Origin of the sequence: Martelella endophytica, from assembly GCF_000960975.1 — a bacterium.
In the GTDB taxonomy this organism is placed as follows: Bacteria; Pseudomonadota; Alphaproteobacteria; order Rhizobiales; family Rhizobiaceae; genus Martelella; species Martelella endophytica.
In genome coordinates, this window is sequence record NZ_CP010803.1 from 2197417 (window position 1) to 2219475 (window position 22059).

The window sequence follows — 22059 nt, forward strand, 5'->3', positions numbered from 1 at the left end:
GCTGAACTCCCAATCAGCGGAGACGTATCTCCGTCCTCTCATCGAAGAAAAAAGCGCATTCCGGCGGGATCGAAAGGGCGATCGTGTCGCCTGCGCCGGGTTCGCGCCGACCTTCAAGATCGACGCAGATGCCGGTGCCTGCCGAAAGCGTCGCATAGCCGTATGTGACGCCGCCGAGATGTTCGACGGCGCGCAGCCGGACTTCGGTGCCGCCGGCCGCATTGATGACGAAATGCTCGGGCCTGACCCCGACGAGCCCGCTCCAGCCTTCCGGCACAAAGTCCGGCCGCGGCAGGATCAGGCCCGGAAGCTCAGTGATCGCGATTGCGTTGCCGTCAGCCGTCGCCCGGAAAAAGTTCATCGATGGCGATCCGATGAAGCGGGCGACGAACAGGTTCGCGGGATTGTCGTAGAGTTCGAGCGGCGAGCCGACCTGCTCGATGCGGCCGCCACGCAGCACCACGATCCGGTCGGCGAGCGTCATCGCCTCCACCTGGTCGTGGGTGACGTAGACCATGGTGACGCCGAGGCTGCGGTGCAGGTCGGCGAGTTCGAGGCGCATGCGGGTCCGAAGCTCCGCATCGAGATTGGAAAGCGGTTCGTCGAACAGGAACACTTTCGGATCGCGCACGATGGCGCGGCCGATGGCGACGCGCTGGCGCTGGCCGCCGGAAAGCTGCGAGGGCTTTCGATCGAGCAGTTCCTCGAGCCCGAGCGTACGGGCGGCGCGCTCGACCGTCTCCTCGATCTCGGCCTTCGGCTTCTTCGCGAGCTTCAGCGCATAGCCCATGTTCTGGCGCACGGTCATGTGCGGATAGAGCGCGTAGTTCTGGAACACCATGGCAGCACCCCGTTCGCCGGGATGGCGCTGGCTGACATCGGTGCCGTCAATCCGGATTTCGCCCGCGGTGACATCCTCGAGGCCTGCAATCGTGCGCAGCAATGTCGACTTTCCGCAGCCGGAGGGACCGACAAAAATGCAGAACTCGCCATCCTCGATCATCAGGTCGAGCGGTGGGATTGCCTCGAACGCACCATAGGATTTGCGGAGCTTCCTGAGCTCGATCTCGGCCATGAATTTTCTCTCCCATCAATCCCGCCGTTACCGACGAGCTCCTCTAGTAAGCTTTAGTAAAGTTTTCCTAACCGGGAGTCAAGTGATCACGACCGCCGGCCCATCGCCCCGGATTGCGTGTTGAAACCCCTGGCCCGCGGGTCGCCCGCGCCGCACAGCCATCGCGGATTTACCAAGTGAACTCTTGACATAATCGTGGTTTGGGTTTTCAAAGAAATGACTTGTTTAATTGCTGGCCAACCGGACCGGCGAACAGAGGAGACTTCACCATGGCTTTCGAACTTCCCGCTTTGCCCTATGCCCATTCCGCCCTTGCCGAGCGTGGCATGGGCCAGGAAACGCTGGAGCTGCACCATGACAAGCACCACCAGACCTATGTCACCACGCTGAACGGGCTCGTGGAGAAGAACGCCGATCTGCAGGGCAAGTCGCTCGAAGAGATCATCGCCTTCTCCAAGGACAAGGCCGAGCTCGCGCCAGTCTTCAACAATGCCGGCCAGCACTGGAACCACATCCATTTCTGGAACGCGCTTTCGCCTGCCGGCGGTGGCCTTCCCGGCAAACTGGAAGCCAAGCTGAAGGAAGACTTCGGCTCCGTCGAGGCTTTCAAGGATGCCTTCAAGGCAGCGGCGGTCGGCCAGTTCGGTTCGGGCTGGGCCTGGCTCATCCAGGATGCCGAGGGCAAGCTGAAGACGACCAAGACCCCGAATGGCTCCAATCCGCTCGCCACCGGCGAAGGCAAGGTGCTGCTCGGCATCGACGTCTGGGAGCACAGCTACTATCTCGATTTCCGCAACCGTCGTCCCGACTATGTCGGCAATTTCCTCGACCGGCTTGCCAACTACGAATTCGCCGAAGCCAACCTCGGCTGATGCCCTTCGGATGCCGGCGCGCCGGCATCCGTCCATTCATGGACATGACATGACCTATGTAGTGACCGAGAACTGCATCGCCTGCAAACACATGGATTGCGTCGAGGTGTGCCCCGTCGACTGTTTCTATGAGGGCGAGAACTTCCTCGTCATCCATCCCGACGAATGCATCGATTGCGGCGTCTGCGAGCCCGAATGTCCGGCCGATGCGATCGTGCCGGATATCGGCGATCCGAACCTTGGCTTCTGGCTGGAGATAAACCGGAAATACGCCGAGCTCTGGCCGAATATCATCGTCAAGGGCACGCCGCCGGACAATGCCGAGGCGATGCAGGACGTGCCGAACAAGTATCGTGATCTCTTTTCCGAAAAGCCGGGTGACGGCTCGTGAGCGTAAGCGTAAGCGCAGACGATTGCTTCCAGGAACGGCCGCTGACGGCGGCGGAAGCCGGTGCGGTCGGCTTCATGCCGCTTGCTGCGCCGCGCCGCCCCCTCATCGAAAGCCATGACTTCCGAAATGCCATGGCCGCCCACGCCGCGACCGTCACCGTGGTGACGGCGGCAGAGGGCGAGGACCGCGCCGGCCGCACCGCGACCGCGGTGTTTTCTCTGTCCGCCACGCCGCCGTCGATTCTCGTTTCGATCGACAGCGACAGTCTGCTCGCCGGCATCATGCGCCGTCGGGGATCATTCTCGCTCGCCATGCTGGAGCGCAGCCAGTGGACGATTGCCAACGCCTTTGCCGGCCGTACAATGCCTGAACATCGTTTCAAGGTTGGGCAATGGGAGACATGGGCCTCGGGCAATCCCAAGCTTCAGGGACCGGTGGTGGCGATGGATTGCGATGTCATCGGCATCATCGAGACGGCCGGCCATCTGCTCTTTGCCGGCGGCATCGTCGCCGTCGAGACGGTCACCGGCCGCACGCCGCTCGTCTGGCATGATCGCGGTTACGCCGCGCCTGCGGGCCGGGAGAAATAGGGCGGTCTTAGCGCGACAGCTTCTTCAGAAATACCCGCATCTGCTTTGCGGCCTGCAGATCGCCCTTTTTCTCGGCGATCTCGGCGCCATCGGTATAGGTTTTCACCGCCGCCGCCGTGTCGCCGGCCTGCTGGTGGGCCTTGCCGAGCAGGGCGAAGGCGGCCGAATAGCTGCCGTCGAGCGCGATGGCGCGTTTGAGATGGGTGATCGCGGTCTCCGCGTCGCCATCGGCAAGCGCCATGCGGCCGAGCGTGAAGCGGCCGAGGGCGTTTTCCTGCCCGGCCTCGATCTGTTTCAGCAATGCTTCGCGGATATCCGGCATGGTCTCAGGCCCGCTCGCGGATCACGTAGGTGCAGCGCCGGCCGCCGCTGACGATGTGCTCGGCGCGGCGGATGTCGACATCGGGACCGAGCTGGCTGCGGAACACGTCCATCTCGGCGCGACAGAAGCCCTGGCAGGCCGTGGCGGCAGCACAGATCGGGCAGTGGTTCTCGATGAGCAGCAGGGCGCCGTCGTCCGCCTCCCGCCATTCGGCCATGTAGCCTTCGGCCGAGCGCAGTGCGGAAAGCGTCGCCACCCTCTGCTTCAGCCCCGTCTTGCCGGCAAGGACCTCCGCATAGGTCCGCTTCGTCTTGCTCTCGCGCGCGGCAATCAGCGTGTCGAGGGCTTCCTCGCCGAGTTCGCTGCGAATGCTGTCGAGCAGTTCGAGCGTCAGCTGCGCGTGGGTGTCGGGAAAACGCGCCTGGCCGGCAGCCGTCAGCGCCCATTCCTGGCGCGGCCGGCCGACGCCGCCGGCCTTGCTCGTCGCCGTCACCAGCCCATCCTCGCCAAGCCGCATCAATTGCTGGCGGGCCGCTTCACCGGTGGTGCCGAGCAGCTTGCCGAACTCGGCCGATGTCAGCGGGCCGCGCATCTTAAGCTGCATCAGAATGCGTTCTGCGGCGCTGCGCGGTGTCCAGGGCGTGATGTCTGCGGTTTCCATCGGCGAGGGTATTGGTGTCTTTCATCGAAATTGTCTCAGCAAGGATACCAGTCCCACTTTTTCAAAGCAATGGCTTTGAAATTCGGCTGCATTGCCAAACCGCAACCGATTTGCCAGACAAGGGGCAATGGATCCTCATGCCGAAAGGGCGTTTCCCGTGTCCGAAAATCTCGCCCCTCTCTTCCTCCTCGATCGTGAAGCGGTCTTCCTCAATCACGGCTCCTATGGCGCTTGTCCGCGTCCGGTCTTCGAGGCCTATCAGCGCTGGCAGCGCAAGCTCGAAAGCCAGCCCGTCGCCTTCTTCGATCCGAAGCGTGGTTACACCGATAACCTGCGCAACGCCCGTGTGGCGCTCGCCGGCGCGCTCGGCACGACGGCGGAGAACATCGTCGGCGTCACCAACGCCACCACCGGCCTCAACATCGTCATTCAGGCGCTGAAACTTGCGCCGGGCGACGAAATCCTGACCACCGATCATGAATATTCGGCGCTTGAGAAGACCTGGTCCTATGTCGCTGCGAGAACCGGGGCCGTGGTGAAGACGGTCACGGTGCCACTGCCGCTGATGCGCGAAGCCGATTTCACCAAGGCTGTTATCGCCGGCATGACCGAGCGCACGCGCGTCTTGTTCCTCAGCCACATCACCTCGCCGACCGCGCTTCTGTTTCCGATCGAGCAGGCCGTCGCGGAGGCGCGCCGGCGCGGCATCATGACCGTCATCGATGGCGCCCACACGCCCGGCCATGTGCCGCTGGCGCTGGACGCAATGGGCGTCGATTTCTATTCCGGCAACTGCCACAAATGGCTGATGGCGCCCAAGGGCTCGGCCTTTCTCTATGTGCGGCCGGAGATGCAGCATCTGGTCGATCCGCTGGTGATCAGCCATGGCTGGACGGCGGATGGCAAGGAGACCGGGGCAGGGCCGTTCGGTAATTCACATTTCGTCGACAGCCTCGAAATGCAGGGCACGCGCGATCCCTCGGCCTGGCTGGCCGTGCCGGATGCGATCGCCTTCCGCGCCGCGCATGACTGGACGGAGGTTGCCGAGCGCTGCCGGGAGCTTGCCTGGCGCACGGCGATGCGGGTTGCCGCGCTGACCGGGCTTGCTCCGCTCAGCGCAGCGGAATTCAGCGCGCCGCAGATGGTGGCGATCCCGGTGCCGCCGGTCGATACGATGTGGCTTCACACCGAACTCTGGAAACGGTTCAACATCGAAATCCCCGTCCATCGGTTTCAGAATCATCACCTCGTTCGCCTTTCGGTGCAGGGTTATAACACCGAGGCCGAGATGGACCTGCTGGTCGACGCGCTGAAGACGCTGCTGAAGCTGTAGGCCTGCCCGAGATCAGCCGGCCGTCACGCCGTAGCGGCGGGCGAGGGCGTGGAGATCGTCGAGAACGGCGCGTCGCACCGGCATGTCGCGGCCCTGGTTACGCCTGCGGGCGGCATAGCGGCGCGCGGAGGGCAGGCGGGCGTTCTGGCCGGAAATGGCGTCGAAAAGGGCCTCTCCGCCGGTAATTTCCGCCGCGGCGGCAGCCCCGAGGAAGGATTTCGGGTCGAGGGCGATGACGAGCTCTCCATGGCAGGGCGTGACCTTGGCACCCTCATCGAAGGCGAGCGATTGCGCGCTGGTCATGTCGCCGATCAGCGGTCCGGCCAGAAGCTCGATCATTGCGGAAAGCGCCGAGCCCTTGTGACCACCGAAGGTCAGCATCGCGCCATCGCTTGCAGCTTCTGGATCTGTCGTCGGCCTGCCGTCCCGATCGATGGCAACGCCGGCGGGCAGCGGCGTGTTGGAACGCCGGTGCAGTTCGATATCGCCGCGGGCGATGGCCGATGTGGCGAAATCGAAGACGAAGGGATGCTTGTCGCCGCGCGGCCAGCCGAAAGCGAAGGGATTAGTGCCGAAGACTGGTTTCGAGCCGCCGGCCGGCGCCACCCAGGCATGGCTCACAGTCATGGCGATGGCGACGAGGCCCCGCTCTGCGATGGCTTCCACCTCGGGCCACAGCGCCGAGAAGTGAAAGCAGTTGTTGATCGCAAGCGCCGCGATGCCTGCCGTTTTCGCCTTTTCCTCGAGCACCGGCAGGCCGGCATCGAAGCCAAGAAGCGAAATGCCGCGCCGGGCATCGACCCGCACGATGGCCGGAGCGCGATCCTCGAGGACGGGCGTCGCCTTCGGATCGACCTTGCCGCGCTCGATCAGATCCAGGCAGGAAATGATCCTGTAGAGCCCGTGGGAATGGCACTCGTCGCCCTGGGCCTTGACCACGATGGCGGTAATGGCCCTGGCATGGTCGTCGCTGTAGCCGGCCGCCGTCAGCAGTCGGAACCCGAGGTCGAAAGCGGCTTCGGCCGAGATCGTGGCAGTGTCGCCGGACATGGTCTCTCCTGTTTGATGCTTGAGCTTTGTATGCAAATTGCCGACAAAGGACAAGTTCGTCAGGCGAATGGCTCTGTCGGGCTTTTGCCGGGATGGGTGAACCATGCCGGGCCATCGTCTTCCATATGAATGATGTCTTCGAGGCGGACGCCGTAGCGGCCGGGGATCACCAGCATCGGTTCATTGGAGAAGCACATGCCGGGCAGAAGCGGCGCCCGGTTGCCACGTACGATATAGGGCTCTTCGTGGGTATCCATACCCAGCCCGTGACCGGCGCGGTGCGGCAGGCCCGGCAGGCGGTAGTCGGGGCCAAGCCCTTCGGCCTCGAACAGCCGGCGGGCGACATGGTCGAGTTCTTCGGCGGCAACGCCTGGCTTCGCGGCCTCGAAGATTGCCTGCTGTGCGGCGCGCTCCAGGTGCCAGATGCGGGCGAACTCGGCTTCCGGTTCGGCCTTCACATAGGTGCGTGTCATGTCCGACTGATAGCCGTCGACGATCGTGCCGGTATCGATCAGGATAATATCACCCTCCTGATAGGTCTGGTCATAGTCCACGCCATGCGGCAGTGCGGTCGCCGTTCCGAAGGAGCAGATGGCAAAGGTGGTGCCGGAGTTCCGCAGTTCGCGGTGTCCGTCCTTGATGAAGCTGATCACCTCCGAGGCGCGCACGCCGGGTTCGATCATGGCGTGGACACGCTTGTGGACCTCGAGCGTCGCATCCATCGCATACTGGATCAGGGCGATTTCAGCCGAAGACTTGATGGCGCGTAGGCTGGCGATCAGCGGCCCGCCGTTCACCAGACGCTCCGGCGAAAAGACCGGCGCCAGCGCGGCGTAGATGCCGTAGGGCAGGCCGGCGTCCAGCGCCAGCCTCTTGTCGTTGCCGACAATCCTGCCGACCAGTTCGGTCGGGCTCTCATGCTCTTCCCAGGCGGCGATGTCGCCGTCGAGGCGCGGCATGGTTTCCAGCCGAGAGACCTCAAAGCCGGGGGCGATATAGGTCAGGCCGTCGCGGGTGACCAGCGCACCCATGAGGCGTTCGCTCGGATGCCAGGTGATGCCGGTGAAATAGGTCAGGCTCATCGTCGAGCCGAGCAGAATGGCGTCGGCGCCGATGCCGGAAAGCCCTTCGCGCAGTCGCGCGATCCGCGCTTCGCGTTCGGCGGTGGTGATGGGGGCGGGGCGGTTGCTCATGATCGGGACTTTCAGTGGTATCAGAAACGGTCGAAACGGAGATTGGCGAGGTCCGTCGATGGGGGCGTGTTGCCGGCGAGTTCGGCAACGATCCGGCCGGTCGCTGCCGACTGGGTGAGGCCGAGATGGCCGTGGCCGAAGGCATAGAGCACGGCGGGGGCCTTCTTCGAGCGGTCGATCACCGGCAGGCAGTCGGGCATGGACGGGCGGAAGCCCATCCACTGCTCGCCGCCTTCGGCCTTCAGGCCCGGCAGGAAGCGCGTTGCGAGCTTCATCAGCGCATCGGAGCGCTTGAAGTTCGGTTTCAGCTCCAGCCCGCCGAACTCGACGGCGCCGCCGACACGGATCCTGTCCTTCAATGGTGTGACGACGAAGGAGTGATCGTTGAAATAGAGCTGACGCCGGATGTCGAAGGCCGCGGCAGGAAGCGTGGTGTTGTAGCCGCGCTCGGTGTCGAGCAGCACCCGCTCGCCGAGGCTCGCCGCCAGCCGCTTCGACCATGCGCCGCAGGCAACGACAACTGTCGCCGCTTCGATGGTGGTACCGTCGGCAAGGCGGATGCGGGCACCGTTCTCCATGGCCTCAAGCGCCGTTGCCTCGCCTTTCAGGATGGTGGCGCCCTCCTGCTCGGCAAGGGCCGCCACGGCTTGCGTGAAGGCCGCGGGATCATTCACCTGCAGGCCGGCCTCCGAATAGATCGCATGCTGGAACTCAGGCGCAAGACCCGGCTGGAGCTCCTCAATCTCGGCCCGGCCGACGCGGTGGAACTCGAAGCCTGCGGCCTTCTTGTGGGCCCAGTCTTCCGCCGCAGCCTTGAAGGTCGTGGCGCTGTCGTAGAGATCGAGCGTGCCGGTATTGTCGATGAAGGGGGAGAGCGACGGCTCGACGCGGAGCTTTTCGTATTCTTCGACGGAGAGTTTCATCAGCGCCTTCTGGACGCCGAGGCTGCGCTCGAAATAGCGGCGGGTGCTGGCGCGGGTGAAATTCCAGAACCAGGGCGCGAGCTTCGGCGCATAGGCCGGCCGGATCGCCAGCGGCCCGAGCGGGTCCATCAGCCAGCCCGGCGCCTTGAAGGTCACGCCGGGGGCCGGGATCGGCACGATTTCCGGAAAGGCGAGGATACCGGCATTGCCGGCGCTCGCGCCAGCGGCGACGTGTTCCCGCTCGATGATTTTGACAGCGCGGCCGCTCCGCAACAGATAGAGCGCCGCCATTGAGCCGATAATCCCGCCGCCAATGACGACAGCATCCGCCCGATTTTCCATGTTCATGGTCCTTCTCGCCCGGTTTCTACGGGGCCATCAGCCAGGGTTAGCCGAGTTTCAGCGCACGTGCCTGGCTGGTGTCGCGTGCGAGATATTCCTGGATCTGCCGGACGATCTGGTCGGCATGGGCGATCGCGAGGCGGTCGGCCGTCTCGACATCGCCCGCAGCGATCGCAGCGATCATAAGTTCGTGTTCCTCGACATACTGGCGCGGCAGCCGGTCGTCGAAGGTGGAGTAATAGAGTCTCAGAATGCGCCGCCCCTCGTCGAGGAGCCGGGCGAAGAAATGGGTGTAATAACCGTTGCCCGCGACCTCGGCGATGGCGACGTGGAACTCGCGGTTTGCTTCGATCATGGCGAATGCGTCCTGCGCCTCGACGGCGGCAATGAAGGCCTCCTGCCGCTCCCTGACGCGGACCATCTTTTCCTCGCTGTGATGAAGCGCGGCATTGCGGGTGGTGACGCGGTACATCAGCGTCAGCGCGTCGAAATAGTTCGGCAGGTCGGCGAAGTTGATCGTGGACACGATGGTGTTGCGGTTCGGTAGCGTGGTCACGAGACCGTCGCCGGAAAGCCTGAGCAGCGCCTCGCGCACCGGCGTGCGCGACATGCCGAAGCGTTCGGAAAGCCGCACCTCGTCGAGCGGGCTGCCTGGCGGCAGCGTCATCGACAGGATTTCCTTTCGCAGCAGGTCATAAACCTTCTGCGTGCCCGATCCACGGGTTTTCGTCTTGTCTCCGTTCGCCGCCATGATTCTCGCTTTCCCCGATTTTCCTTTTTTACGAGAGAGACCGCATTTTTACGGATGTTGCAACCGTAGCCGTCAAGCCTCCTGCGGTTCGAGCGCAGTTCGGGCATAATGTTGCGCGATCACCGCGCAAATCATCAATTGCATCTGATGGAAAAGCATCAGCGGCAGCACCACGGCACCGACGCCCTGGCTCGCGAAGATGGCGCCGGCCATCGGTACACCGCTTGCAAGGCTCTTCTTGGAGCCGCAGAAGACGATGGCGATTTCATCTGCACGCGAGAAGCCAAGCGCCCGGCTTCCGAACATGGTCAGAGTCAGCACCACGGCGAGCATGAAGGCGTTGATGATCACGAGTTCACCGAGATCGGTGAGCGAAAGCTGGTGCCAAAGCCCCTCTGCGACGGCGGACGAAAAGGCGAGATAGACCACCATCAGGATCGAACCGCGATCGACGGGCGAGAGGATCTTCTTGTGGCTGCGTACCCAGTCGCCGATCCACGGCATCAGCAGCTGCCCGACGACGAAGGGCAGGAGGAGCTGCAGCAGGATTTCGAACAGCACGTCGAAGGAGAACCCACCGCCGCTCGCAGAAAGCAGGATACCGATCAGCAGCGGGGTGGCGAACATGCCGATGATGTTGGAGGCGGTGGCGGCGCAGATCGCCGCCGGCACGTTGCCGCCCGCCATCGAGGTGAAGGCGATCGAGGACTGCACGGTTGATGGCAGCACCGCGATGAACAGTATGCCGGCCATCATGCCGTCAGGCAAGTCAAACGGCAGCAGATGGGCGATGCCGTAGCCGAGAAGCGGGAACACGCCGAAGGTGGTCGCCAGGATGGTAAGGTGCAGGCGCCAGTGTAACAGGCCGCCGATCACCACCTGCCGCGAAAGCCGGGCACCCTGCAGGAAGAACAGCAGCGCAATCGCACATTTTGTGGCGACCGAAAACCAGCCGGCCGCAACGCCGGTGACGGGCAGAAGCGAGGCCAGCACGACGGTGGCAACGAGAAGAAGCGTGAACTGATCGGGCAGAAAACGACGCATGTCGGTCCTTGGGTATGTGTGGCTCAGCGGGCGCGCGGGTCGAGCGCGTCGCGCAGGCCGTCGCCGAGCAGATTGAAGGCAAGCACGGTGGCGAAGATCGCGATCCCCGGCCACATGGCCATCCACGGTGCATTGGAAATGAAGCGCTGGGCGGTGTTCAGCATCGAGCCCCAAGAGGGATTCGGTGGCTGCAGACCAAGACCGAGGAAGGAAAGGCTCGCTTCGGAGATGATCGCCGAGGCGATGGTGAGCGTTGCCTGCACGGTGAGCTGCGGCAGGATATTGGGCAGGATGTGCCGTGCGGCGATGCGCCAGCGCGGATTGCCGACGACGCTCGCGGCTTCCACATATTCCTCGTTCTTGATCGACAGGACCTGGCCGCGCGACAGCCGGATGAAGATCGGCGTCGCGGTGATGCCGATGGCGATCATCGCATTGGTCAGGCTCGGCCCGAGGAAGGAGGCGAGCGCGATGGCGAGGATCAGCGACGGGCAGGCCAGCAGCGCGTCGGTGAACCGGCTGATGAGGCCATCGACGACCCCACCGAGAAACCCGGCGGCAAGGCCGAGCGGCACGCCGATGGCAATCGCGATCGCGACCGATGTCAGGCCCGCCAGAAGCGAGGCGCGCGTGCCCCAGATGATGCGCGAGAGAATGTCGCGGCCGACCTCGTCGGTGCCCATCCAGTGGGCGAGCGACGGCGCCTGGCGCACGGCCGTCCAGCTCTGCGCCGTCGGATCATAGGGCGCGAGCAGCGGCGCGAAGATGGCGACGAACAGCATGAACAGCACGACGCCGAGGCCGACCAGCGCGCTCTTGCGCTTGCGCAACCGCCGCCAGACGCGGCTCCGGAAGATGCCGAGGAGCGGCAGGCGCGTGGCAGTCTCTGTTTCAGGGATCGCTGACACGGGTTAGCCTCGCAGTCTCGGATTGACGAGTATGTACCCGATATCCGCCAGAAGGTTGAGAAGGATGTAGAAGACGGCCGTGACCAGCACCACGCCCTGAACCACCGGATAGTCGCGGGTAAACACCGCATCGACGATCAGCTTGCCGAAGCCGGGGATGGTGAAGATCTGCTCGGTCAGCACCGCGCCGGCAAGCAGCGTGCCGAATTCGAGCGCGCCGAGCGTGATGATCGGCGTCAGCGCGTTGCGCATCGCGTGCTTGAACACGACCTTCCATTCGCTCAGCCCCTTGGCGCGGGCGGTGCGCACATAGTCGCTTTCCAGCGCCTGCAACATGGCGGAGCGGGTGTGGCGCATGATGATGCCGGCAATCGCGGTGCCGAGCACGAAGGCCGGCATGATCGTGGTCGCAAGATTCATCCTCAGGTCCTGGAACGGGCTGACATAACCCGACGCAGGCAGCCAGCCGAGTTTGACCGAGAAGAACAGGATGAGCAGGATACCCAGCCAGAAGTTCGGAACCGAGATGCCGGCCAGCGAAACGACATTGGCCGAATAGTCGACGGCGGTATTCGGCCTCAGCGCCGAAATAATGCCACCGGTAATGCCGAGCACCAGTGCCACGACGATACCCATCACGGCAAGCTGCAGCGTCACCGGCAGCTTCAGCAGGATCAGGTCGAGCACCGGCAGGTTATGGCGCATGGACATGCCGAGATCGCCGGAGAGCACGCCCTTGACCCAGAACAGATATTGCACTGGGATCGGCTGGTCGAGGTGATACTGCGCCCGGATCGCGGCAATCATGTCGTCGGTCGGGTTTTCGCCGGCAAGCATCAGCGCCGGGTCGCCGGGGAGCAGATGCTGCAGCGAGAAGATGATCATCGACAGGATGATCAGCGTCGGGATGAGCTGCAAAAGGCGACGGACAAGAAGCGATGTCATGGCGTGGCCCTCCCTTGTTCCGCAAAGCGCTCGAAGGCGGCAAACAGCGCTTCCAGTCGCGGATCGCGGCCCTCGCGTCCGGAAAGGCCGAGATCGGCAAGAGGCAGTTCGCGCCAGAACGGGCAGGCATTGGCGTGGCCATCCTCCGTTGCCTCCAGCACCATCGGCACGGACTTGCAGTCTTCGCGGGCATGCGGGCACCTGGTATGGAGCCGGCATCCTGACGGCGGCGCGATCGGGCTCGGCAGGTCGCCCTCGAGCCGTTCGGTTGCCGGCGGCCTGACGGTGCGGGCGGCGGCAACCGGGATCGAGGAGAGCAGCGCGCGGGTATAAGGGTGGCGGGGTTCGGCGAAGATCTGCTCCGCCGTACCGAGTTCCACCAGCTTGCCGAGATACATGACCGCGATGCGGTCGCTGATGTGCTTCACCACGCTTAGATCATGCGAGATGAAGATGAAGGCAAGACCGAGCCGCGCCTGCAGGTCCTTCAGCAGGTTCAGGATCTGCGACTGGATCGACACGTCGAGTGCGGAGACTGCCTCGTCGCAGACGATCGCCTTAGGCTCGGAAGCGAGTGCGCGGGCAATGACGACGCGCTGGCGCTGGCCGCCGGAGAATTCGTTCGGATAGCGGTTGGCCTGCTCGGGGCGGAGGCCGACGAGCTTCAGCAATTCATTCACCCGGGCCCGGCGTTTGGAGGCCGGCAGGATGTTGTAGAGCTTCAGCGGCTCGGCGATCGTTTCGGCGATCGTCATGCGCGGGTTGAGCGAGGCGTATGGGTCCTGGAAGATCAGCTGGACATGCCGGCGACGGGCCCGCAGCTCGGCGTGGCTGAGCGCGGTAATGTCCTCGCCATCGAGGAAAACCTGGCCGGTGGTCGGCTCGATCAGCCGCATCATCAGCCGGCCGAGCGTCGACTTGCCGCAACCGGACTCACCGACGACGGCGAGCGTTTCGCCCGGCATCAGCCTGAGCGACACGTCATCGACGGCCTGCACCCTTGCCTTCGCGCGGCCAAGAAGGTCGCGCTTGACGACGAAATGACAGCTGAGGTCCTGGACTTCGAGGATCGGTTTGTCGGTCAAGGGGCAAGCTCCTCGAGCGGGGTGCGCCAGCAGCGGCTGAAATGGCCGTCGCGCACTTCGTAAAGAGGCTGAGCTTCGGCGCATTTTTCCATGCGGAACGGACAGCGTTCCGCGAAGCGACAGCCCGATGGCGGTGCTGACATGTCCGGGACCATGCCGGTGATGGTCGCAAGCCGGTCGCGCGTGGTGTCGAGCCGCGGCAGCGAGCCGAGCAGGCCCACGGTGTAGGGATGTTGCGGAAAGGCAAAGAGCTGTTCGACGGTGGCGCGCTCCACCACCTGGCCGGCATACATGACGATGACATCGTCGCAGCTTTCGGCAACCACGCCGAGATCGTGGGTGATGAGGATGATGGCTGTGCCGGTTTTCTGCTGCAGTTCGCGCATCAGTTCCAGCACCTGCGCTTGCACGGTCACATCAAGCGCGGTGGTCGGTTCATCGGCGATCAGCAGCTCGGGATCGCAGGCCAGTGCCATCGCGATCATCACCCGCTGGCGCATGCCGCCGGAAAGATTATGGGGATACTGGTCGAAACGGGTCTCGGGCGAGGGGATGCGCACCAGCCGCAGCATCTCGATCGCGCGTTCCTTCGCCTTGCGCTTGCCGATATCGTTATGGCGCAGGATGACTTCCATGACCTGGTCGCCGACCGTGTAGGACGGGTTCAGCGAGGTCATCGGCTCCTGGAAGATCATCGCCAGCCGGTTGCCGCGCAGGTTGCGGAGCGCGCTTTCCGGTTCATCAAGAAGATCGCGACCGCCGAAGCGGATATGGCCGGAAATCTCGGCGCTGTGCTTCGGCAAAAGGCGCAGGATCGAAAGCGAGGTGACGCTCTTGCCGCTGCCGGATTCGCCGACGACGGCCAGCGTGCGGCCCTTCTTCACGGCAAAGCTGACGCCGTCGACCGCCGTCACCGTGCGGTCGTCTCCGTGGAAGAGAACGCTCAGCCCGTCGACTTCGAGCACATTGTCGCGGGATGCACCGGCCGCGAGGGCCGATGCGCTGTTGTTTGTGACTGTCATGTCCGTCCGTGTCACTCGGCGGTCACGCCCGTCAGGCGGATGATGCCATCCGGATAGGCCTTGAAGCCTTCGACATTCGAGTCCATCGCGAAGATCCACTTGGAGTGGTAGAGATAGACGATCGGCAGGTCTTCCTGAAGGATCGAGATCACCTGGCTGTAGATCGCCTTGCGCTCATCCGGGTCCTTCAGAGCCCGGGCTTCGGCGAGAAGCTTGTCCATGTCCTCGTTGCAGTAGTGGGCGTCATTGCCGGCAGCACCGCAGGAGAGCATCGGGGTGATGTTGAGATCGGGATCGACGCGGCCGCTCCAGCCGACGAGATGCGCCTGGAACTTGCCCTGGCGGGCGATGTCGAGCAGCGTCATCAGTTCGGTCGGCTTGATCGAGATGTTGATGCCGATTTCGCCGACCATGGCCTGGACGAGCTGCATCACCTGCTGGCGCTCGGCATCGGTCGGCACCAGAACTTCGAGATCGACACTGTCGACACCGGCTTCGGCCATCTTGGCCTTGGCAGCCTCGACGTCACGGGCGGGGACGGGGAAGTCCTTGTCGTACCAGAAGCTCTGCGGCGGGAAGGGCTGGTTGCCGGTCGCGGCCTGGCCTTCGAAGACGACCTGGTTCAGGGCATCGCGGTCAATGGCGAGGCTGAAAGCCTGGCGCACCAGTTCCTTCTTGCCGGCATCGAGGTTGGCGCCTTCGCCGCCGATGTCGAAGGTGATGCCGTAGTAGCCGAGGCCGACGACGGGCAGGACACTGAACTTCGCATCGGCTTCGGTGGCTTCCACATCCGTGGCGGCCAGTCGTTCGATCAGATCAAGCTGGCCGGAACGCAGGTTGAGCAGGCGGACGTTGGAATCCGGCATGCCGCGGAAGACCAACTCGTCGAAGTGATAGTTATCGGCATCGTAGTAGTCGGCGAACTTTTCCAGCGTGATGTGGTCCTGGGCAATATGCTCGACGAACTTGTAGGGGCCAGAGCAGACCGGCGCATTGGTGAAGTTCTCGCCGAGTTCTTCACCGGCCTTCGGGCTGATCACCATACCGGCGCGGTCGGAAAGGGCCGCAAGCAGCGGAACCGAAGGTGCCGACAGGTTGATCTGGACGGTGGTGTCGTCAACGACGTCGATCGACGAGATCGCGCTGATCTCCGACTTGCGGCGCGAAGTCGGCATGTTGAGGTCGCGCTCGAGATTGTACTTGATCGCCTCGGCATTGATCGGCGTGCCGTCATGGAAGACGGCATCGTCGCGCAGATGCAGCGTCAGCTGGGTCGAATCGTCGTTCCATTCCCAGCTCGTCGCCAGCTTCGGCGCGATCTGGCCGTTCTGGTCGATATCAACGATCTTGTCGCAGAGCGACTGCAGCACGTGGCGGCCGACGAAGCTCCAGTTGGTGGCGGGGTCGAGCGTGTCAGGATCGTCCTGCAGGCCGATATTGAGGACGGATTGGGCAGCGGCCGGGCTCGCGGCCATGGCGCCGATGGCAAGACTTGCAAGAAGCGCAAGGTGAATAGGCGTTTTCATCGTTTCCCTCTGTTTTCGTTAGCGTCAAAAGAATTCGGATGGAATTTACGCAGCTCCGGACGGAAGGTCCGCCTGTCGTGGAACCGCGCTAGCGGGCGACCGCATAGCCCTGCACGCCGCGCGGGTTTGCCCCCGCCTTCAGCAGCAGCGATGTGCCGTCCATCTCTCGCGCCACCGCCGAAAGCCGGCCTTCCGACCAGTCGTCGCCGATGGTGAGCTTGTGACCGCGGCGGGCAAGTTCCGCGCGGGTTTCCGCGCCGTAGCGTCCTTCGATGGTGACGGCGCCGAGATTGATCTCGCGCGGCCAGAAGGAGCTCGGCAGGTGGTCTGTGTGGAAGGAGGGGGCGTCGATCGCCTCCTGCAGGTTCATGCCGGCATGGACATGGCGCAGGAACATGATCAGCTGCCACTGGTCCTGCTGGTCGCCACCCGGCGTGCCGAAGGCCATGTAGGGAAGGCCGTCACGGAAGACGGTCGAGGGCGTCAGCGTGGTGCGCGGGCGCACGCCAGGCTTCAGCGACGAGTTGAGCCCTTCTTCGAGCCAGAACATCTGCGCCCGTGTCGTCAGGCAGAAGCCAAGACCGGGGATCGTCGGGTTCGACTGCAGCCAACCGCCGGAAGGGGTCGCCGAAACCATGTTGCCCCAGCGGTCCACGGCCGAGACCTGCACGGTATCGCCGCGTTGGGCGCCCTCGCGCGTCAGCGTCGGCTCGCCGGCCGCATCGTTCGGCAGCTTTTTCTCCTTGGCAACGGTCGGTTCGCCGCCGCCGAGGCCCGGCTGGGCGATCGTGCCGACCTTGCGGTGCGGCGGCATCGGTGGATTGCGGCCGTCCGGCGTGCCGGGGCGGACCTCCATCGAGGCTTCGGTCCCGATCAGGGCGCGGCGGGCAGTGGCATAGTCGTCGGAAAGCAGCGTCGCGATCGGCACGTCGCCACCATCGCCATACCAGCTCTCGCGGTCGGCCATGGCAAGCTTCGCGGTCTCGACGACGAGGTGCACGAAATCCGGGCCCATCGGATCGACCGAGGCGATATCGGTGCCCTTGAGGATGTTCAGCATCTGCAGCAGGACGGGGCCCTGCGACCACGGACCGCATTTGAAGACTTCGTAGTCTTCATAGGTCGTGGAAACCGGTACCTCGATCTGCGGGATGAAATTAGCCATGTCGTCGGCGGTGATCAGGCCACGGTGATGCCGGCCGGAGACGTCCCAGACATCCTGGGTCGCACAGAAATCCGCAATCGTCTCGGCGACCGGGCCGCGATACCAGAAATCGAGTGCGGCCTGGATGCGGGCTTCGCGGGTCGGGGCCTTCTTCGCCTGCTTCAGAAGCTCGCCATAGAGCGCAGCAAGCTCCGGGTTGCGAAACAGCTTGCCGGCTTCCGGTGCCTTTCCGCCGGGGAGGTAGGTCTCCGCCGAGGTGGGCCAGTGGGTTTCGAACAGCGGCCGCATGGAGGCGATGGTGTTGGCGATGCGCGGCACCAGCGGGTGGCCGTGTTCGGCATAGTAGATCGCCGGCGACAGCACGTCTTCGAGCTCGGCCGTGCCATAGTCGCGCAGCAGCGTCAGCCAGGCGCCGAAGGCGCCGGGAACGCAGGCGGCGAGCATGCCGGTGCCCGGGATGATGTCGAGGCCGAGGCCGCGATAATGTTCGATCGTTGCCTTCGCCGGAACGGGGCCCTGACCGGAAATGACCACCGGCTTGTCGGCACCCGCCGGCGTGACGATGATCGGCACTTCGCCGCCGGGACCATTCAGATGCGGCTCCACCACCTGCAGCACGAAACCGGCAGCAACCGCCGCGTCAAAGGCTGTGTGGCCCTTTTCGAGGATCGACATCCCGACCGTGGCAGAAAGCCAGTGCGTGGACGAGACAGCACCGAAGGTGCCTCTGAGTTCAGGTCTGGTGGTAAATGCCATGGATGGCCTCTGGCTAATTTCTTGTGCGAATGCCACTATTGTCGACAATGGCGGTGGCAAGCGCGTATATTAAACACAAGAGATCGAATTTACCCCGTCAGATGTCGAAATCCCCAATCTCTTGTGTACATAGTGTATACTAATTTGTCATATGGCAAGCGTATTGTGTATTTTATCGTTCAAAGACCGGGGATGAACCGGCAGCCTCCGCCCAGTGCGGTCATAAAGGAATGAAAATGCTGGAAAATTCATCTGAACAGAAAATGAGCCTCGGGGACGTCATCGCCAGCCAGCTCGAGGAACAGGTGATCAATGGCAGCATTCCGGCGGGCGCGAAGCTCGATGAAACCGCCATCGCAACACGCTTCTCCGTATCCCGCACCCCGGTGCGCGAGGCGCTGCACATTCTCTGCGGTCGCGGTCTCGCCGACCGTGTCGCCTACAAGGGTGTTGTCGTCACCCGCATCTCGCCGGTGCGGATCGACGAGATGTTCGAAGCGATGGCCGAACTCGAGGCTGTCTGCGGGCGGCTTGCCTGCCACCGCATGACGATGAGCGAGCGGGCCGAACTCGAGGCGCTGCATCATGAAATGGAAGGTCTTGCCGAGGCCGATGACGGCAGCGCCTACGAGGCGCTGAACACCCGGTTCCACACGCTGATCTTCGCCGGCTGCCACAACACCGATATCATCGCCTCCGCCGAAGCGCTGCGGCTGAAGCTTGCGCCATTCCGCAAGTACCAGCTCAGCGAAGCCGGCCGACGCAAGCGGTCCTCGCTCGAGCACCGGCAGATCGTCGACGCCATTCTCGACCAGAACCCGGCCGCGACCGAAAGCGCGCTGCGCCGACATCTGATCTCGGCCGCGCGCGAGGTTGTTCTGAGACGGCAGCGTCTTGACGCCACGACCACGGGAGAGGTCGAATGAGCGACGAACAGGCCATCCGCGATGTCATCGCCGACATGCAGGCCGCGTGGAACCGCGGCGATTTCGCCAGCTATATGGAAGGTTTCGCCAATCCGGACGTGATCTTCGTCTCGCGCGGACGCATCCAGAAGGACTGGCAGGCGACGCTCGACCACTATATTGCCGATTACGGCGGTGCGCCGGGTTCGCAAGGCGCGCTCGCCTTTTCCGATATCCGCATCGAGATGTTGTCCGAAGACGCGGCCCAGCTCATCAGCAATTATGCGCTGACCCGGTCGGCGGGCAGCCAGCGCGGGGTCAACACGCGGCTGATGCGCAAGCGCTCCGGCCGCTGGGTGATCGCGCTCAACCACGTTTCGGCGCAGGAATAGAGCAGGGCTCAGGAAAAGAGGCCGCTATTCCGCTGCGGCCGATGATCCGGCATTCTCGTCGGCCGCGAGGGCCTTGTTCGCCTTCAGGTTCTTCAGCCGCAGCGAACCGGACTGGATGAGGATCGCGCGGACCGATGCGGTCATGTCCTCGGGTGGCATGTCGAAGATCTCCGGCGGCAGGATGACGCCGCGCTTGGCCGCACTTTCGATCACCGCCCTGCGGAAGGCGCCTTCACGGGAAAGAAAGCGGCGGAAGGTGTGTTCGTCGAGCGTCAGCAAGGTGCAGTCGGTGATCGCCGAAACCTGGATGGGGCGGCGCCGCTTCGCCAGAACCGAGAACTGACCGAAGATGTGGCCGTCGGTCATGCGAATGCGCACGCCATCGGTAATCACGTTCACCGTTCCCGACGCGATGTACCAGACTTCGCGGGCCGAGCTTTCCCGCCGCAGGATCTGCTGTCCGGGCGCCGCATAGACGGTGCGGACCCTCCGCCGCAGCAGCTTGCGCTCGCGATCGTCGAAGTCGGTGAAGGCGGGGAAATCCATGATGATGTCGGCAACCTGCCGCTTGAGGTCGAGCACAGGTCGGTTGTTGAGCTGCGCGCGCCGCTTCTCGATATCGGTGCCGAGGGTCGCGCGCAGTTCAGGGCCGATCAGACCGTCCTCGGTGAGCGCGTCATATTCGCGTTCCTCGAGCTGCAGCGTGGTGCGGCGGATAAGCCGGCGCTCGAGGTCTTCGGCATAGCCCGGAAACTGCAGGCGCAGTCGCTCGAGCTCCTGCCGGGTCTCGTCCAGGCGGCGGTTCAGCAGTTCGTGCAGCAGTTCGGCCACGCGACGGCCATGGATGCGCAGGATGCGGTCATCGATGAACATCGTCAGCTGCGGCAGGATCATCCCGTAGGAAACCAGCACCTCGAACCGGTCCTCGACCATGCGTGCCATCGGCCGGCCGATGCCGAGATAGTTGTGCAGCAGCGTCGCGGCCCGAAAGCCCTTGCCGGTGATGTATGTCCGGCGGCCGGCAGCGCGATAGCCGGCGCGGCCGCTCGTGCGCGTCGCTTCGATGATGTGGTCGGCGCCGATCACCAGACGCTCGGCCAGGTTCGCAGAAATGATCTGATCGTGGTAGGCCTCCAGCACCGTGTCGCGTTCGTGCGCGGCGAGCGCCACCAGGCCAAGGGTCACGCGATCGCGGTCCTGCAACTGCTCGGTGGTGTCGGTCTGTTCCACAGCCTTGTCCAGCCGCTCGGCGAAACGCTTGGCCTCGTCGCGGACGATCTCGCGGGTCAGCGCCAGATCGCGCGCGGTCTCGGCCACGCGTTCGCGCACGCTCTGCAGCGCGACCGCGATCACCTGATTGGAAAGCGCGATGTCGAGCGGGCTCAACTGGTCAAGTTTCAGCTTGGCGATGATCCAGCGCAGCGTCGTTCCCTGAACGATCAGCGTGAACAGCGTAAAGCCCGTGGCGAGCAGCCCCACCTGATGGCGGATGTCGCCCGGCACGTTGCTGTTTTCGGTGACTGCCAGCGCCAGCGCCAGCGTGACGGCGCCCCTGAGCCCGCCCCAGAGGATTGCGGCGCAATAGGGCGCCTCGATCTTCGGCGACAGCTTCAACAGCGTCAGCAGCGGCAGCAGGCCGAACAGGATGACCGCGCGCGCGACGAGAGCCGCGCCCACGACAAGACCGATCAGCAGAAGATCGAAGGGCTCGAAATCCGAAAGGAGTTTCGGAATCAGGATCGCGGCGAGAATGAAGATCAGCGATCCGGCCCAGTGGGCGAGCAGGTCCCAGGTGTCGCGCAGAAGCGCGTTCAGCGCCGGCGTGAACCGCGCCGTCATGTGCAGGTTGATGGTCAGTCCCGCGGCCACCACGGCGATGACGCCGGACGCCGACAGATATTCGGCCAGAATATAGGTGAGCGGCGGAATGGCGATCGAGATCGACATCTGCCCGCGCGGAAAGGTGGGCATGCGGGCGATGATCTCCACGGCGGCACGGCCGATCAGGATGCCGGCGAGTGCACCTGCGCCGGCGATCCAGGGAAAGGAGCCGAGCGCCTCGCCGATCTTCGGATCGGCCTCGTTGACGGTGACGAAGCCGAGAAACAGCGCGAACAGGGCGATCGCCGCGGCATCGTTCAGAAGGCTTTCGCCCTCGACGATGCGCGCAAGCCGCTGCGGCGAGGGGGTGGCCTTGAAGATCGAGACGACCGCGGACGGATCCGTGGTCGAAACGATCGCGCCGATCAGCAGGCAGGCGGCAAGTGGCAGGTGGGCAACCGGATAGAGGGCGAACCCGACGGCAAGCATCGCCACCACCACGGCGAGCACGGCCAGCACCAGAATCGGAACCCAGTCGTCAAGCATTCGCCGGATATCGATATTGAGGGCCACCTGGAACACCAGGAGCGGCAGCAGAACGTTCAGGAAGAAGCTCGCCCGGATCGGCAGGTTGAGGATCGCAAGCGCCAGCGGATTCAGCGCATTGGTGAGGTTCGTCTGCCACAGGAAGGTGGCGCCAACACCGATGGCGATGCCCATGGCGGCAAGGATCACGGTGTAAGGCAGGTTAAGACGGCCCGCGAGCGGCTCGCTGAGGCCGATCACGGCAATAATTCCGGCAGAGATTGCGATCAGAATCGCAAGGTCCATGGTGTCTTCCCTCGCCCGCGCGGCTGTCCCCGATAGGGGAATCGGCTTCTGCGCCGCCACTCAATCCATACAGAGCGGCAGCTTACCAATTGTTAAAGCCCATCCGGGGTTTAGGCCAGCGGTGGCGGCAAATTTATGGCGTTTTGCCTTACTCTC

The 22059-nt window shown here is 63.9% G+C and carries 21 protein-coding genes; 6 read left to right on the forward strand and 15 right to left on the reverse strand.

Going from position 1 to position 22059, the window contains the following annotated elements:
- Positions 1-13: 13 nt before the first annotated feature.
- Positions 14-1075, reverse strand: coding sequence for an ABC transporter ATP-binding protein (locus tag TM49_RS09920; RefSeq protein WP_045680940.1), 1062 nt, complete (start codon positions 1073-1075; stop codon positions 14-16).
- A 269-nt stretch (positions 1076-1344) separates the two neighbouring features.
- Here TM49_RS09920 and TM49_RS09925 point away from each other — a divergent pair, with 269 nt between their 5' ends.
- Genes TM49_RS09925 through TM49_RS09935 form a run of 3 tightly spaced genes read left to right on the forward strand, consistent with a single transcriptional unit; the run spans position 1345 to position 2928 of the window.
- Positions 1345-1947 carry a superoxide dismutase gene (locus TM49_RS09925; RefSeq protein WP_045680942.1) on the forward strand — a complete coding sequence of 201 codons (603 nt, stop codon included), beginning with the start codon at positions 1345-1347 and terminating at the stop codon, positions 1945-1947.
- A 49-nt stretch (positions 1948-1996) separates the two neighbouring features.
- Complete coding sequence (gene fdxA / locus TM49_RS09930; RefSeq protein ID WP_045685083.1) at positions 1997-2338, forward strand: ferredoxin FdxA; 342 nt, start codon at positions 1997-1999, stop codon at positions 2336-2338.
- Entirely contained in the window at positions 2335-2928 is a 594-nt protein-coding gene (locus TM49_RS09935) for a flavin reductase family protein (RefSeq protein WP_052699798.1), read from the forward strand. The genes fdxA and TM49_RS09935 overlap by 4 nt, the downstream gene beginning before the upstream one ends.
- Before the next feature lie 7 nt (positions 2929-2935).
- Here TM49_RS09935 and TM49_RS09940 read toward each other — a convergent pair whose 3' ends face one another.
- The gene (locus tag TM49_RS09940; RefSeq protein ID WP_052699799.1) at positions 2936-3250 is read right to left on the reverse strand and encodes a tetratricopeptide repeat protein; all 315 of its coding nucleotides are present in this window, start codon (positions 3248-3250) and stop codon (positions 2936-2938) included.
- A 4-nt stretch (positions 3251-3254) separates the two neighbouring features.
- Positions 3255-3911: a helix-turn-helix transcriptional regulator gene (locus TM49_RS09945; protein ID WP_045680943.1), complete on the reverse strand. Its 657-nt coding sequence runs from the start codon at positions 3909-3911 to the stop codon at positions 3255-3257.
- A gap of 157 nt (positions 3912-4068) precedes the next feature.
- Here TM49_RS09945 and TM49_RS09950 point away from each other — a divergent pair, with 157 nt between their 5' ends.
- Positions 4069-5244, forward strand: coding sequence for an aminotransferase class V-fold PLP-dependent enzyme (locus tag TM49_RS09950; protein ID WP_158498622.1), 1176 nt, complete (start codon positions 4069-4071; stop codon positions 5242-5244).
- A 12-nt stretch (positions 5245-5256) separates the two neighbouring features.
- Here the strand turns inward: TM49_RS09950 and TM49_RS09955 are convergent, their stop codons facing one another.
- The 11 genes from TM49_RS09955 to TM49_RS10005 form a co-directional block, all read right to left on the reverse strand.
- A complete protein-coding gene (locus TM49_RS09955) occupies positions 5257-6294 on the reverse strand; it encodes an Ldh family oxidoreductase (RefSeq protein ID WP_045680947.1) in 1038 nt (345 codons plus the stop codon).
- 59 nt (positions 6295-6353) lie between these two features.
- Positions 6354-7487, reverse strand: a complete 1134-nt coding sequence (locus TM49_RS09960) for a M24 family metallopeptidase (RefSeq protein ID WP_045680950.1) — start codon at positions 7485-7487, stop codon at positions 6354-6356.
- A gap of 20 nt (positions 7488-7507) precedes the next feature.
- Positions 7508-8752: an NAD(P)/FAD-dependent oxidoreductase gene (locus TM49_RS09965; protein WP_244464838.1), complete on the reverse strand. Its 1245-nt coding sequence runs from the start codon at positions 8750-8752 to the stop codon at positions 7508-7510.
- A 46-nt stretch (positions 8753-8798) separates the two neighbouring features.
- Complete coding sequence (locus TM49_RS09970; RefSeq protein WP_045680954.1) at positions 8799-9503, reverse strand: GntR family transcriptional regulator; 705 nt, start codon at positions 9501-9503, stop codon at positions 8799-8801.
- Positions 9504-9575: 72 nt separating this feature from the next.
- The gene (locus TM49_RS09975) at positions 9576-10547 is read right to left on the reverse strand and encodes a bile acid:sodium symporter family protein (protein ID WP_045680956.1); all 972 of its coding nucleotides are present in this window, start codon (positions 10545-10547) and stop codon (positions 9576-9578) included.
- Between the two features lie 23 nt (positions 10548-10570).
- Positions 10571-11446, reverse strand: coding sequence for an ABC transporter permease (locus TM49_RS09980; RefSeq protein WP_162484898.1), 876 nt, complete (start codon positions 11444-11446; stop codon positions 10571-10573).
- Between the two features lie 12 nt (positions 11447-11458).
- The gene (locus tag TM49_RS09985) at positions 11459-12400 is read right to left on the reverse strand and encodes an ABC transporter permease (protein ID WP_045680958.1); all 942 of its coding nucleotides are present in this window, start codon (positions 12398-12400) and stop codon (positions 11459-11461) included.
- Positions 12397-13485 (reverse strand): ABC transporter ATP-binding protein, encoded by a 1089-nt coding sequence (locus tag TM49_RS09990; protein ID WP_045680960.1) that lies wholly within the window; start codon positions 13483-13485, stop codon positions 12397-12399. The genes TM49_RS09985 and TM49_RS09990 overlap by 4 nt, the downstream gene beginning before the upstream one ends.
- Positions 13482-14507, reverse strand: a complete 1026-nt coding sequence (locus TM49_RS09995) for an ABC transporter ATP-binding protein (RefSeq protein ID WP_045685090.1) — start codon at positions 14505-14507, stop codon at positions 13482-13484. The genes TM49_RS09990 and TM49_RS09995 overlap by 4 nt, the downstream gene beginning before the upstream one ends.
- Positions 14508-14518: 11 nt before the next feature.
- The gene (locus tag TM49_RS10000; RefSeq protein ID WP_082074697.1) at positions 14519-16033 is read right to left on the reverse strand and encodes an ABC transporter substrate-binding protein; all 1515 of its coding nucleotides are present in this window, start codon (positions 16031-16033) and stop codon (positions 14519-14521) included.
- An 88-nt stretch (positions 16034-16121) separates the two neighbouring features.
- Positions 16122-17954, reverse strand: coding sequence for a gamma-glutamyltransferase family protein (locus TM49_RS10005; protein WP_045680963.1), 1833 nt, complete (start codon positions 17952-17954; stop codon positions 16122-16124).
- Positions 17955-18217: 263 nt separating this feature from the next.
- Here TM49_RS10005 and TM49_RS10010 point away from each other — a divergent pair, with 263 nt between their 5' ends.
- Both TM49_RS10010 and TM49_RS10015 read left to right on the forward strand, forming a co-directional pair.
- Positions 18218-18880: a GntR family transcriptional regulator gene (locus tag TM49_RS10010; protein ID WP_244464839.1), complete on the forward strand. Its 663-nt coding sequence runs from the start codon at positions 18218-18220 to the stop codon at positions 18878-18880.
- The gene (locus TM49_RS10015) at positions 18877-19251 is read left to right on the forward strand and encodes a YybH family protein (protein ID WP_045680966.1); all 375 of its coding nucleotides are present in this window, start codon (positions 18877-18879) and stop codon (positions 19249-19251) included. Before TM49_RS10010 ends, TM49_RS10015 begins: the two co-directional genes overlap by 4 nt.
- A gap of 24 nt (positions 19252-19275) precedes the next feature.
- Here the strand turns inward: TM49_RS10015 and TM49_RS10020 are convergent, their stop codons facing one another.
- Complete coding sequence (locus TM49_RS10020; RefSeq protein WP_082074698.1) at positions 19276-21903, reverse strand: cation:proton antiporter domain-containing protein; 2628 nt, start codon at positions 21901-21903, stop codon at positions 19276-19278.
- Positions 21904-22059: the final 156 nt, after the last annotated feature.